Source organism: Sphingobium sp. YBL2, from assembly GCF_000943805.1.
In the GTDB taxonomy this organism is placed as follows: Bacteria; Pseudomonadota; Alphaproteobacteria; order Sphingomonadales; family Sphingomonadaceae; genus Sphingobium; species Sphingobium fuliginis.
In genome coordinates, this window is record NZ_CP010954.1 from 2,264,399 (window position 1) to 2,277,835 (window position 13,437).

At 66.7% G+C, this 13,437-nt stretch carries 13 protein-coding genes; 3 read left to right on the plus strand and 10 right to left on the minus strand.

Features of this window, described 5'->3' with window-relative positions:
- The first annotated feature begins 11 nt into the window (after positions 1-11).
- On the plus strand, positions 12-485 hold the full coding sequence (gene msrB, locus TZ53_RS10285) for a peptide-methionine (R)-S-oxide reductase MsrB (RefSeq protein ID WP_044662976.1): 474 nt from the start codon (positions 12-14) through the stop codon (positions 483-485).
- Here msrB and TZ53_RS10290 read toward each other — a convergent pair.
- From TZ53_RS10290 to ssb, 10 genes are all read right to left on the minus strand, one after another.
- Positions 443-2,293, minus strand: a complete 1,851-nt coding sequence (locus tag TZ53_RS10290) for a hypothetical protein (protein WP_044661197.1) — start codon at positions 2,291-2,293, stop codon at positions 443-445. The genes msrB and TZ53_RS10290 overlap by 43 nt on opposite strands.
- Complete coding sequence (locus tag TZ53_RS10295; protein WP_044661198.1) at positions 2,271-2,690, minus strand: GtrA family protein; 420 nt, start codon at positions 2,688-2,690, stop codon at positions 2,271-2,273. The genes TZ53_RS10290 and TZ53_RS10295 overlap by 23 nt, the downstream gene beginning before the upstream one ends.
- 5 nt (positions 2,691-2,695) lie before the next feature.
- Complete coding sequence (locus tag TZ53_RS10300) at positions 2,696-4,222, minus strand: NAD(P)/FAD-dependent oxidoreductase (protein WP_044661199.1); 1,527 nt, start codon at positions 4,220-4,222, stop codon at positions 2,696-2,698.
- A 142-nt stretch (positions 4,223-4,364) separates the two neighbouring features.
- On the minus strand, positions 4,365-4,706 hold the full coding sequence (locus TZ53_RS10305) for a UrcA family protein (protein WP_044661200.1): 342 nt from the start codon (positions 4,704-4,706) through the stop codon (positions 4,365-4,367).
- A gap of 182 nt (positions 4,707-4,888) precedes the next feature.
- Entirely contained in the window at positions 4,889-6,478 is a 1,590-nt protein-coding gene (purH, locus tag TZ53_RS10310) for a bifunctional phosphoribosylaminoimidazolecarboxamide formyltransferase/IMP cyclohydrolase (RefSeq protein WP_044661201.1), read from the minus strand.
- Between the two features lie 151 nt (positions 6,479-6,629).
- Positions 6,630-8,396: a heparinase II/III family protein gene (locus TZ53_RS10315; RefSeq protein ID WP_025548266.1), complete on the minus strand. Its 1,767-nt coding sequence runs from the start codon at positions 8,394-8,396 to the stop codon at positions 6,630-6,632.
- Positions 8,393-9,055, minus strand: coding sequence for a ribulose-phosphate 3-epimerase (rpe, locus tag TZ53_RS10320; RefSeq protein ID WP_044661202.1), 663 nt, complete (start codon positions 9,053-9,055; stop codon positions 8,393-8,395). The genes TZ53_RS10315 and rpe overlap by 4 nt, the downstream gene beginning before the upstream one ends.
- Before the next feature lie 104 nt (positions 9,056-9,159).
- Complete coding sequence (locus TZ53_RS10325; protein WP_044661203.1) at positions 9,160-9,645, minus strand: hypothetical protein; 486 nt, start codon at positions 9,643-9,645, stop codon at positions 9,160-9,162.
- Positions 9,646-9,689: 44 nt separating this feature from the next.
- Positions 9,690-10,979 carry an RsmB/NOP family class I SAM-dependent RNA methyltransferase gene (locus tag TZ53_RS10330; RefSeq protein WP_044661204.1) on the minus strand — a complete coding sequence of 430 codons (1,290 nt, stop codon included), beginning with the start codon at positions 10,977-10,979 and terminating at the stop codon, positions 9,690-9,692.
- 223 nt (positions 10,980-11,202) lie between these two features.
- Entirely contained in the window at positions 11,203-11,772 is a 570-nt protein-coding gene (gene ssb / locus TZ53_RS10335) for a single-stranded DNA-binding protein (protein ID WP_044661205.1), read from the minus strand.
- Between the two features lie 415 nt (positions 11,773-12,187).
- Here ssb and TZ53_RS10340 point away from each other — a divergent pair, with 415 nt between their 5' ends.
- Complete coding sequence (locus TZ53_RS10340) at positions 12,188-12,880, plus strand: energy transducer TonB (RefSeq protein WP_044661206.1); 693 nt, start codon at positions 12,188-12,190, stop codon at positions 12,878-12,880.
- 26 nt (positions 12,881-12,906) lie between these two features.
- The gene (locus TZ53_RS10345; RefSeq protein WP_044661207.1) at positions 12,907-13,434 is read left to right on the plus strand and encodes a hypothetical protein; all 528 of its coding nucleotides are present in this window, start codon (positions 12,907-12,909) and stop codon (positions 13,432-13,434) included.
- The last annotated feature ends 3 nt before the right edge of the window (positions 13,435-13,437 follow it).

Sequence of the window (13,437 nt, forward strand, 5' to 3'; positions counted from 1 at the left end):
TGGCGGGGCCCATGAACCGGCGGCGCTTTCTGGGCATGGGCGGCTGTGCCGCAACGACGATCGTCCTCTGGCAGGCTGGGCTGGGCAGGGCCGCCGCCTATCCCTTCACGCTCAGCGATGCCGAATGGCGCAAGCGCCTGAGCCCGCCCGCCTATCAGGTGCTGCGCAAGCGATCGACCGAATATCCCTTCACCAGTCCCCTCAACAAGGAACATCGCACCGGTATCTTCGCGTGCGCCGGTTGCGGGCAACGGCTTTTCAGCTCGAAGACCAAGTTCGACAGCGGCACGGGCTGGCCCAGCTTCTGGGCGCCGCTGCCCCGCGCCGTCGGCACTTCGCGCGATTTCGAACTGGGCTATCCGCGAACGGAGGTGCATTGCGCCCGCTGCGGCGGCCATCTGGGCCATGTGTTCGATGACGGGCCGAAGCCCACCGGCAAGCGCTATTGCATGAACGGCGTTGCGCTGGCCTTCGTCGCCGGCTGAGCGATCACCTTGTAGATGCGGAGCGGCCCCTTGGTGGGAACCGGCTGCAGCCAGCGCAGCGGCCGGTTGCGCTTCAACGCCGCGGCCAGGCCCTTCGGGAAGTCGGCGCGATAATGTTTGATCTCGTTCATCTCGTTGCAGATCAGCAGATAATCCGCGCCCCTGCCGCCATTCAGGCGCATGATGGTCGCAAAGGCCTTTTCGGGCGCTTCCGTGAAACCGTCGATGACCGCGGTGATGCCGGCGGCATTGCGGTGATGGGCCGTGCCGATCACGCTGTGCCCGGTTCGCACGAGGATGTCGGGCCCCAGATCGAGCGGCGCGAACAGGGTCGAGCGGGGCAGCGCCCGCAAGGGAGCCAGCAGCGCCGCCGTCCGGCAATTGACGGTTTCGGGCTGCTCCTTTTCCGCCGCGCCGCTCGTGATCAATATCCAGGCGCCGCACAGGCCCGCCGGGGTGAGCAATATGGCGACGCTCGCCGTCACCAGGATGCGCGCCACGGCCCTACTCCAGCTCTGGATATGCTGAAAGATCGCCAGCAGCAGCCAGGCCGTGCCGGGCAGCGCCAGGACATGCGCCACCGACATGGCGCGCAGGACGAGGATCGCGACCGCCAGCGCTCCGGTCAGCAGCAGGGCAATGACGATCCAGCGGTCCCGCGCCTCCCTTTCCGTGGCGCGCCAAGCCGCGACGATCGTGCTGACCAGCCCCATGGCCGCCGGCAGCAGGATGATCCCCGCCATCAGAAGACCCTGTTCCCAGACCGGGCGGCCCTCCTTCACCTGGAGATACCATAAGCGATAGGCCACCGGACCGAGCGCCTTGAAGGGATCGCCGGAAAGGCAGGTTCCGCCGCTCAGCAGGAACACGCCGGCCGCCGTGACTCCTGCCGCCGCCGTCGCCATGAAGCGTCGCCGGACGCTGGTCGTGCCGATCAGGCGCAGGGCAAGCGGCATCGCCAGCGCAAAAGCCACGAGCGGCCAGATATAGGCTGCCGAAAGGCTGTCGCAATATCGGGCCAGCGCCGCACCGGGGCCGCGCAGCAGCAGCAGCAGGAGGAGCGCGCCGCCGCCCAGCGTGGCGGCATAGGCGGCGATCCGCGCCGCCTCCCGCCGGTCGAACCAGGTCCGCAGGGCGAAGGCGCCGGCGAACAGCGCGGCATAGGGCAGCGCCTCGCTGGAAATCTGAAGCCACACCGCCAGCGCGAGGCCGGCCGTGATGCCGCCCCTCAGGCGACGGGCATCCAGTGCGCCGCACAGGGCCATGGCCGCCATCCAGATCTGCCAGCCGTGATGGTCGATCCGGAACGGGGTGAACTGGACCAGGATGGTCGGCGTGGTCAGCAGCAGCGCAACCGCCAGCATCGGGACGAAGACGCCGCCGGCAGCGCGCCGCGCCGCCAGGAAGACCGTGCCCGTCAGCCCGCCCAGCAGCAGCAGCGGCACCAGCGCACAGGCGGCGATTTCGGCCCTTGTAGGCCCAAGCAGCGGTTGCAGCATCAGGATCAGCGCGGCGATCGGCATGTCGACGATGCGCGACCAGTGCATCGGTCCGCCCGCCGGCGGGTTTACCCGGTGCTGGCTGACGTCCCAGAAATCCTGGCCATGCAGCCAGTCGCGGACCTGTTGCAGCCGCATGGCGTCATCGGGATCGCGGAATTCGAGTGTGGTCAGCCCGTTGCGGAACAGCCAGAGCATGACCGCGCAGCACAGGGCCCAGAGCAGCAGGACCGCCACGCCGATCTGCCAACCGGCGATAGAGGCTGTCTTGGGAAGGGGGCCGCTGTCAGGCGCGGGCGAAGATGCCATATTTCCGGATCGCATAGACGGACAGGAAGCTCACCGGCACGGCCGCCAGCTTGGCCATGGCGGGCGGAAGCCCCAGGCTGCTCAGCCCGCCCACCAGCCCCATGGTGATCGCCATGCCGATCAGGGCGCTGAGGATGAAGGCGATCCGCTGTCCATGCGTCGCTGGCTGCTGCATGTCGAACACGAATTGCGTGCTGATCATCCAGTGCAGGACCAGTCCGCCCGAATAGCCGGCGAACGCAGCAATGGCAGGCGGCACGCCCAGCCGGTGGAACAGCATGAACAGAGCGAAATCGGCCGACAGCGCGCAGATGCTGGCCAGAAGATAGCGCGTGAAGGTGAAACGGCCGAAGACGGCGTTGAAAGGCCCGGCCATGCTCCGCACCCAATGGGGCATGGGGTTCAGGCCGCCTTCAGACGATTGGGCACCAGCCTTTCGCTGGCGAGCGCGGCGCGCCGGCCGGCTGCGTCCTGCCCTTCCTCGCCCGCTTCGTGATATTCGGCATCCTCATTGACCGCCCAGATGTCGTAAAGCTGCTCGCCCGCCTCGATATTGCGGACCGTCAGCATCGCCGTCATCATCGCATGGTCCTGATTATTGTAGCGGTGCATGCCGTTGCGGCCGACCAGATGCAGCGTCGGATAAAGCCGCTGCAATTCGGTGCGCATCGCAAGGACATTGTCGGCATAGCCGTCATCATAGACCGGATAGGCCTTTTCCTGCCGCACCACCGCGCCGCCGACGACATCGGCGGGGTCGCACAGGCCCAGGGTCGCCATTTCCTTCTTCGCCAGTTCGATCAGATCGGCGTCGCTCGACGACCAGAGGCCATCGCCCTCGAAGCAGAAATATTCCAGGCCCACGCAGGCCAGATCGGGGTCCGGCACCATTTCGGGGGACCAGCTCCGAAAATTCTGGATGCGGCCGACCTGCACCTTCGGATCGTGGATGTAGATCCAGTTGTCGGGGAAGATGTCCTCGCCCTTCACCATCAGCGCCACGGTCAGGAAATCGCGATATTTAAGGTCCATCGCCTGGGCCAGCGTCGCGGGCAGCGGACGGATGCGGCCGGCCAGCTCGCGCATCGGGGCGGAACTGATGACATGGCCGGCGGTGATGGCGACTTCGCCGTCCGGGCCGCGCGCCACCATGCGCCAGCCGCCGCTCGCCTGATCCTGCGACAATTGCTCCAGGCTGTGCGCCATCAGCACGCGGTTGCCCCGCGCGACCACGAAGTCGCGGGCCGCTTCCCACATCATGCCGGGGCCAAGCCGCGGATAGCGGAAGCTTTCCAGCAGCGTCTTGGTCGCCATGCCGTCATTGGGCTTTTTGTTGAGGCCCAGGGATCGCCTGAGGCCGTCGGTCACTGCGCCCCAGAGCGACAGGCCCTTGATGCGCTGCGCCGCCCAGTCCGCCGACATCTCGTCGCAGGGCATGCCCCACACCTTCTCCGTATAGGTCTTGAAGAAGATCGAGAACAGCTTGTGGCCGAAGGCGTTGACCGTCCAGTCCTGGAAGGAACGGACATCGCGATTGGGGAACAGCTTCGCCTTGGCGAAGCTCGCCATGCAGAGCGCCGATCGCCACAGCCCCAGATTGCCGAGCGCTTCGAAGGCGCGCAGCGGATAGCTGTAGAATTTGCCTTCATAATAGATGCGGCTCATCCGCGGGCGCTGGATGAAGTCGTCGGGCAGTATCTCGTTCCAGAGGTCGACGACCTCCTTCGACTTGGAAAAGAACCGGTGGCCGCCAATGTCGAAACGGAAGCCGTTCAGTTCCACCGTTCGGCTGATGCCGCCGACATAGACCGGGTCTTTTTCGATGATGCTGACCGAATAGCCCTTCTTGGTCAGCAGATAGGCGGCCGTCAACCCAGCCGGCCCCGCGCCAATGATGGCGACATCCACATGGTGGTCGTTCTGCGGCATCAAAGGCCCCCCGGTGAAATCTTCGCCGGTTTAGGTGAAGGAAATCTTCTAAGGAGTAGTTAATAGCCGGTAACAATGCAAGATAAGGCAAGGCCGGCGGCCATGGTGAGCCGCCGGCCTCCACTCTTTTCAAAAGGGCGGATCAGCCCTGGCGCTGTGCCTGGATCAGCGTGTTGAGGTCCGTGCGGGCACCGTCGAGCGCCTCGCCGAAACAGGCGCGATAGTCCGGCGTGGCGGGCAGGATCGATCCGTTCATCCAGCCGCAGACCTTCTTCGCCGCCTTGGTGATGCGGGAGTCGGCCACGCGGACGCCATGGGTGCTGGCAAGGTTCAGGTCAGCCATCGAGACGGCGATGCTGCGGGTTTCCGTCCCGGTGCGGCCGTCGACCACCACGTCCATATCGTTGATGCCGGCAAAGGCATTTGCTGCGGGCAAGGCAAGGGTCATCGCGGCGGTCAGCGCCACCAACGTCTTTCTGGTCATCCTGTATCTCCTGTCGAACTCTTATCGGATCTGCCCAACGCCTGACGTGGGAGTAGGGTCCTCTTCTAAATAGGCTTCGCGAAGGCATATGAAAAGGGGCCACTTGGCAGAAAGTGGCTGAAAACCGCTATTTTTGCGGATGCGAAAGGATCGGCGCCCTTTCGCATCCGCATCAATCGCCCTTAGTGGCGGAAGTGGCGCATGCCGGTGAAGACCATCGCCAGACCCGCTTCGTCAGCGGCGGCGATCACTTCCTCGTCGCGGATGGAGCCGCCGGGCTGGATCACCGCCGTCGCGCCCGCCTCGACCGCCGCCAGCAGGCCGTCGGCAAAGGGGAAGAAGGCGTCCGACGCAACCGCCGAACCGATGGTCCGGGCCTCCGCCCAGCCGGCCTTTTCCGCGGCATCCTTCGCCTTCCACGCGGCGATGCGCGCGGATTCCAGCCGGTTCATCTGTCCCGCGCCGATGCCGGCGGTGCTGTTGCCCTTGGCATAGACGATGGCGTTCGACTTCACATGCTTGGCGACGGTCCAGGCGAACAGGCAGTCGTTCAGCTCCTGCTCGGTAGGCGCGCGCTTCGTCACCACCTTCAGCTGATCGCGGCTGACGCGGCCATTGTCGCGGCCCTGCACCAGCAGACCGCCGGCAATGCTCTTGATCTGGAGGCCGGCACGGGCCGGATCGGGCAGGTCGCCGGTCAGCAGCAGGCGGAGGTTCTTCTTCCTGGCGAAGATCGCCTTCGCGTCCTCGTCCGCATCGGGGGCGGCGACGACTTCGGTGAAGATGCCGCTGATCGCCTCGGCGGTTGGGCCGTCAAGCGGGCGGTTGACGGCGATGATGCCGCCGAAGGCCGACACGCTGTCGCAGGCAAGCGCGGCTTCATAGGCTTCGATCAGCGTGGCGCCGGTGGCGACGCCGCAGGGATTGGCATGCTTGACGATCACCACGGTCGGCGGGCCGTCGCGGAACTCGCTGACCAGCTCCAGCGCGGCGTCGGCGTCGTTGTAATTATTGTAGCTGAGTTCCTTGCCCTGGATCTGCTTCGCCTGGGCGATACCGTTGGCCGACGGGCCGACGGGCAGGTAGAGGGCAGCCGACTGATGCGGATTTTCGCCATAGCGCAGGGTCGAACCCAGCGTGCTGGAGACCGAGAGGCTTTCGGGGAACTGCACGCCCTGATCGGCAAAGGCGAACCAGCTTGCGATCATCGCGTCGTAAGCGGTGGTGGCGGCATAGGCCTTGGCCGCCAGCATGCGGCGGAAGTCGTAGCTGGTCGCGCCGCCCTTCTCCTCCATTTCCGCGATCAGCCTGGCATAGTCGGCGGGGTCGGTGACGATGGCCACGCTCTCATGATTCTTCGCGGCGGAACGGACCATGGAGGGGCCGCCAATGTCGATATTCTCGATGATCTCCTCGCGCTCCGCGCCCTTGGCGACGGTGGCGGCGAAGGGATAGAGGTTGACGACCACCAGGTCGATCGCGCCGATGTCGTGCGCCTGCATGGAGGCGACATGATCGGGATTGTTCCGCACGGCGAGCAGGCCGCCATGGACCTTCGGATGCAGCGTCTTGACGCGGCCGTCCATCATTTCCGGGAAGCCGGTGAGGTCAGAGATGTCCTTGACCTCCAGACCCGCCTCGCGCAGCGCCTTGGCCGTGCCGCCGGTCGACACCAGCTCGACCCCATGCCTGCCCAGCGCCTGACCCAGTTCGATGAGGCCGGACTTGTCCGAAACGGAAAGAAGGGCGCGCTTGATGATGACGTCTGACATGGAGGTGCTTCCTGCTGCTGTTCGGGTGCCGCTCAGGCTTGCCGCAGGCCTCTAGAGCGATTCCGAGTGAAAGGGAACATTCGCCGTCCCGGAAATCGCGGCAATCGCCATGGGGCAAGCCGGCCACCCCATTGCACGGACCGCGAGGCGCTCAGCTCACCTTTTTCAGCAACCACCCCACGGTCGAGCCGCCCGGAAGGGCCTCGCTGGTGACAGCCAGCTGCTTTGTGCCATGGGGACGGCCTTGGGCATCCACCCACAGGCTTTCCTCGATCGCCAGCTTCCCCGCATTGGCGCGGAACTGCCATGTCGCGCCGGTGTCGATGCGCAGCAGGGCGCCCATGCCGTCGGCGGTGGGCGTGGGCTCGACGCCGGGGGCGAGGTGGAATCGAAGCTGGACCGGCAGCTTCACCGGCTTGCGCCGCCGCACCGCGGGCGTCAGCATGTCCTCGCCACGGATTTCCTTGCCGTCCGCGCTCATCAGCAGCAGGCGGCGGTGGACATAGCCCATGCGCCGCACATAGCCGTCATGGCTGAGGTCGAGGCGGCTGCCGCTTTCCGTCTCCTGCCGGTTGATCTCCACCTCGGTCACGCCCTTGCCCAGCGTGCCGTCGGGCAGCAAGGCGGTGGAATTGCTGTCGTCCAGCACCAATGTGCTGTGCGCCGCGGTGGTGCGCAGCCCCTGCGCCAGATCGCGCGGCATCCACGCGCCCTCCAGCGCGGCGCCGCCGCAGTTGACGATCAGCCGTTGCTGCCCGTCGCTGATCTCGACCGCGCCGGTGGAGGCGCAGCCCGCATCGGCCAGTTGGGCGACAGGGGGCGGGGCGGCATCGACCTGCACCACGGTGCCCCCGGCGGCGAGCCGCTGATAGCCCCAGCCATTGGCCTGCCGCAGCGGACGGGCGCGCACGCGGCTGGCGCGGATGACGGCGTCGATCGTGGCGGGATCGATGGCGCCCGCGCCCTGCCAGTTGCCAAGCCCGCCATCGCCATGGGTGAGGCCGAGCAGGGCCGGCACGGCCTTGGCCAGTGCCTCCTTCAGCAAGGCAGGCGTCTGTTCTCGTCGCACTTCATAGACGGCGGCGACCATGGTCAGCAGCATGATCGCTTCCAGCTGGTCCAGCGGCGAGCGCGAGATGATGCCGCCGTCGCCATGGAGGCCGCTGTCGAGCGCGCGCTTGAGGCCGGCTTCTCCGAACAGCTTGCGCGCCGCGCCGCCCGGCAGCAGCATCGACGCCGCGACGATCCCGCCCCAGGCGACCAGGCGCGGCAGGCCGACCGGCGCCTTGTCCGCGCTGCGGTCCAGATGACGGGCGGTGCGGGCGATGCAGTTCAGCACCAGAGAGCGATAGACGAGGTCGCTCGACGAAAGGATCAGCGGCGCATGGGCCGACCAGAAGAGCAGGCGCCAGCCCGCATTGTCGGCGCGCCATGCGGGTTCGCTGGGCGTGTCGGCATGGGCGGCGAGCCATTTGCGCATCACGCCTTCGGCAATCGGCGCGGCCTGTTCGCGGGTGGCCACGGTGGCAAGGTCGCGCAGCCAATGGAAGCCGTGCAGATAATCGGCAAAGCCCGCCGTCACGCCCGGATTGGCGAAATCCAGCCTGTCGAGAGGCAGTTTCAGGCCCCGGAACAGGAAATAGCCGGCGCGGATCGCCTGACCCGCATGGGCATTGCCCGGGATTTCATCGTCGGGCACGGCAAGCAGCTTGAGCGGATATTTGCCCTTCAGCCGGCGGCCGTGGATCGGCGTCTTCCAGCTCAGCAGATAGAAGCGGTTGGCGATGCGCTGCGCCAGCGAAAGTCCCTTGTCATCCGCGATGCGGATGAGCCGCTTGCCCTGTTCGATCCCGTCCTCCGGGCCGGGTCCGGCCTCCTCGGGGGCGGAATGGGGGGAAGGGCGGCGGCGGTCGCTCACCCGCCGCGCAGCGTCCGGATGTTGTCGGCATAGGCGGACGGGCCGTCCCGGAAGGTCGCGGTGCCGGCCACCAGAACGTCGGCGCCCGCCCCGATCGCCTGTGGCGCGGTGGCGAAGTCGATGCCGCCGTCCACCTGCAGACGAATGTCGCGGCCGGACTTCTCGATCATCTTCCGGATCGCCTCGATCTTGCGGAGCTGGCTGGCGATGAAGCTCTGTCCGCCGAAGCCCGGATTGACGCTCATCACCAGGATCAGGTCGACATCGTCGATCAGGTAATCCAGCATCTTGGCCGGGGTGCCGGGGTTCAGCACCACGCCCGCCTGCACGCCCAGCGACTTGATGTGCTGGATGGAGCGGTGGATATGCGGCCCGGCCTCCGGATGGACGGTCAATATGTCGGCGCCCGCCTCCGCAAAGGCGTTCAGATACTGGTCCACCGGGGAAATCATCAGATGGACGTCGAACGGCTTCTTCGTGTGCGGACGCAGCGCCTTCACCACGCCGGGACCAATGGTGATGTTGGGTACGAAATGGCCGTCCATCACGTCGATATGGATCCAGTCCGCACCCGCTTCGTCGATGGCGCGGACCTCCTCGCCCAGACGGGCGAAATCGGCGGACAGGATGGAGGGTGAGATCAGGATCGGGCTGGTCATTTGACCATCGGCCTTAGCCTTGGCCGCAAGTCAGGGCAACGCCCGATTAACGCTATCCACAGGCTTTTGGCGACAGGCGTCGGCGTGCGGACTCGCCCGGCCTGTCAGGACAGGATGAACAGCGTGGGATCAAGGCCGGTCGACGACCTGGAACCCCTGGGCAGAAACTGCTTGACGCCGTGCAGCGCAACCACCTGATTTCGCTGGATGATGGGCGCGGCGATCAGGCGCATGGCGCATTCGCCGCCGTCCGCCGGGCGGATGTCGACATCCACCGTGAAGCCGCGCCTGTGGCGTATCGCATAGGCGCGCAACTGCTCCATCGCGGCACGGCTTTCGGGCGTGTAGAGCGACACGGCCAGCGGGCGGGGGACCGTCATCCCGCGTTCCAGCCCGAAAATGTCATAGACCCCGTCCGTCCAGTTCAGGCTGTCGTCGCTGAGGTCGCAATGCCACAGGCCCAGGCCGCGCTCCGCCAGCGCCCCATCGTCGCGGGCGATCCGGTCGTCCAGCATCACCGGCGCAAGATGGTCGCGCAACGCATAGAGCGGCCAGCTATGGTTCAGGGGAAGGGGCTCGGTCGGGCGCAAGGCAGGTCTTTCTGAATGCCGGATCGCACCATAGGGTTGCTTGGTTAAGGCTTAGTGGATCGTATCAGCCTTGCAACGAAAAAGCCGTCGGTTCCGCCCTGCGCGGCAAGGCTGTCCGGCAGGGTGCGGACCCATCCTTGCGCCGTCGGCACGATGCCGTCGGGCAGCTCGCCGGGCGTCGCGGGCAGCGGGCTGAAATCCGGCCGGGCGTCGATGAAGCGGGCGACCTGCTCCTCGCCCTCGGCCCGTTCGAGCGAGCAGGTGGCGTAGATCAGCGTGCCGCCCGGCTTCAGCCATGCCGCAGCGCGAGCCAGCAGTTCGGTCTGGAGTTCGGCCAGCTCCGCGATCTGGCGCGGGCCGATGCGGTGCAGCACGTCGGGATGCCGGCGATAGATGCCGGTTGCGGTGCAGGGCGCGTCGAGCAGGATGGCGTCGGCCGCCCCATCGGGTTCCCATGCGCGCAGGTCGCCCTGCACGATGGCGGCGGAAAGGCCGGTACGCGCCAGATTTTCGTCCAATCGTTCAAGGCGCTTCTTCGACTGGTCGACCGCCGTGACGCGCCACCCCGCGGCGGCGAGCTGCATCGTCTTGCCGCCGGGCGCGGCACAGAGGTCGAGGACGTGGCGTCCCTCGCCCAAGCCCAACAGGCGCGCGGGGGTGGAGGCGGCCAGATCCTGCACCCACCAGGCGCCTTCGCTGAAGCCGGGCAGGTCGGGGATCGCTGCACCTTCGGGCAGGCGGACATGCCCGGGGGCAAGGCTCCGGCCGTTGAGCGCTTCGGCCCAATGCGCGGTCCGGGCGGGATCGCGAAGGCTGATGTCGACCGGCGGACGCTGGCCATAGGCGTGCGCGGCGGCCTGCGGCATGGCGTCCCCCCATTGCGCGGCCCAGCGGCTGGCGGTCTCCGGCGGCAGGGTGGGGGGTGAGGGAAGCGCCGGATCGGCGCGGGTCAGCGTGCCGAAGACGCCATGCACCAGCTTGCGCGGACCGCCATCCACCAGCGGCAGGGCGGTGGCGATGGCGGCGTGCGGCGCGGTGCCCAGCGCCAGCACCTGGATAAGGGCGATGCGCAGGACCATGCGCGCCTTGGCGTCGTGCGGCAGCGGCTGGCGCGTGGCGCTGTCGATCAGCGCGTCGAGATCGGGCAGGTGGCGCAGCGTCTCGGCAGCGATGGCGTGAACCAGCGCCCGGTCGGCGGGAGCAAGCCCCTGCGCCGCGCCATGCAGCGCCAGCTCAAGCGGATCGCCGCGCCGAAGCACGGCGTCGAGCAGGCGAAGCGCTGCGCGGCGGGCGGGGAGGCCGGGGACGTCCTCGGGGCGGAAAGGGCGGGGCATGGGAAGCGCCTAGGGCAAAATGCCGGGGAAAGTAAGTTTTGTTGGCGGCTGGCGCATATTTGCCGGTCGCGGGGATCACGCGCGCCAGGCTCGTCCCGACGCCGGCGCAGCAACGCGGTTCACCAGGCCGGCCATCGACCTTCGCCATCCCGCCCGACCACCAAAAGAAAAACGCCCCATCCTTCCGGGCGGGGGCGCTCATCCTTCTTTCAGGAAAATGCCCTCAGAACGGCACTTCATCGTCCAGGTCATTGTCGAAATTGGGCCCGCCAGCGCCGCCGCGTCCGCCGCCGGAAGAGCGGCCGGAACCGCCGCCAAAGCCGCCGCCGCCGAAATCGTCATAATCGCCGCCGCCAAAGCCGCTCGACCCGCCGCTCCAGTCGCCGCCGCCCTGCGAGCGGCCGCCACCGCCGAAGCCGCCTCCCTGACCGCCGCCGCCCGGCGCGCCGTCCAGCATGGTCAGCACCGCGCCCGGCCCCTGCAGCACCACTTCGGTGGTATAGCGGTCATTGCCCGACTGGTCCTGCCATTTGCGGGTGCGCAGCTGGCCTTCCAGATAGACTTTCGATCCCTTGCGCAGGAAGCGTTCCGCCACGCCCGCCAGCCCCTCGGAGAAGATGGCGACGCTGTGCCATTCGGTGCGTTCCTTGCGCTCGCCCGACATGCGGTCCTTCCAGCTTTCGGAGGTCGCGATCCGCAGGTTGCACACCTTGCCGCCATTCTGAAAGCTCTTCACCTCCGGGTCCGCGCCCAGATTGCCCACCAGAATAACCTTGTTGACCGAACCCGCCATGTTTCCTCCGAAGCGTTAGCAGGCCCTTATAGCGGGCTGTCTTGGAAGGTCCACAAATCAGTGCGCGATGATGCCCAGCAGCAGGCGCCCGACAGCAAGGCGAGCCGGGACGCCGCGATCGGCACAGCCACGGGGGGTACGACCGGCGCCACAGTTTCAAGGAGAAATGAAGTCCTTGGCTTCGCCGCCTTCGGCTCGACAGGCTCAGGGCAAACGGGGGAAAGCGGTCTGTCAGCGCCCAATTCGTCTCCTCCCGCCAATGACTACAAGCTGGAGCGTTCTCGGGCAATTTGAGGCAGCACCTGGGGCTGTCACCGTTGGAAATGCCCAAAAATTAATGTTGCAACATATCATGGAAATATGTTGTAACATGACATGTCGATCCGGGAAGGATCGCATGACAGGAGGGTGCGATATGCGACTGATGACGTTGCGGACAGCAGGTGGGCAGGCTCAGGTTTCCGGCTATAGCGGCGGCAACCGATCTTCCTTCGGCATAGGCGGGGCGATCGCCGTCCATGCGCTGGTGGTCGGGGCCTATCTGCTGATGCCCAAGGAAGTGGTCGATGTCTTCCGCGATCCACCGCCGCTGCTGACCTATCCGGTGGACGATACGCCGCCGCCCCCGGAACAGCAGCAGCCGGAAAACGACTCCAAACCCCTGCCGCGAACCAAATCCCATCCGACCGTGGTGGACAAGCCCGTCGTCCCGCCGCCGCCGACGGGCTTCACGACGAAGGCGGACGATGGCATGGCCGCCGGCGATTCCGGCACGGGCACGATCATGCCGCCCATAGTCCCGCCGACGCCCGAACCGGTGCTGGCCGATGCCACCATCGATCCCCGCGCGCTGGCCGCGTTCCAGCCCGACTATCCCGGTGCGATGATCCGGCAGGGGATGGAGGGCAAGGTGGTGGTCCGCGTCACCATCGGCCCCGACGGGCGCGTCACCGACATAGAGCGGCTGTCGGCGGCGGACGAGGCCTTCTGGATCGCCACCCAGCGCCATGCCCTGCGCAAATGGCGCTTCCGCCCGGCGACTCGGGATGGCGTGCCGGTCAGTTCGACCAAGGTGCTGACCGTCCATTTCCGCCTGGCAGACGTCTGAAATCCAACAGGAAGGGGCCGGAAATCATGACGGACAGCAACAGCGCTTTTGCATCCGGCCCCGCCTTACCCTATATCGGCGCGATGGCGATCTTCCCCCGTCCGGTGTCTCCCAAGAGCGCGATGAGCGACCTGTGGAGCTATTTTCGTGAGAACCGGCCTCATAAATGGCCGCTGCTCGGCCTGTCCGTCGCGGTCACCTGGGTCATCATCTGGGCCTTCATCGTCGACGCCAACACCAACACCATGCCGACGCGCAACCAGATATTCTATGTCCAGAGCTGGGACTCCAGCCGGTCCGACGCGGCGATCATCCTCCAGCAGAAGATCGACCTCGCCAAGCGGGAGGCGGCGATCGAGAAGAAGCAGAAGGAAATGCAGGGCGTGGCCGATATTTTCGGCATCGACTGGAAGAAGGACGAGGCCCGCAACACCGCCCGCCGCAAGGAAGCATTGAAGCAGATCAACGCCCAGCTCGACGCCCGGCTGGCCAAGGCCGAGGCTGCGGAGAAATCCGTCCCCGGAGCAGCCCAGAGCGGGGCGGCCCAGCCCTGAGCG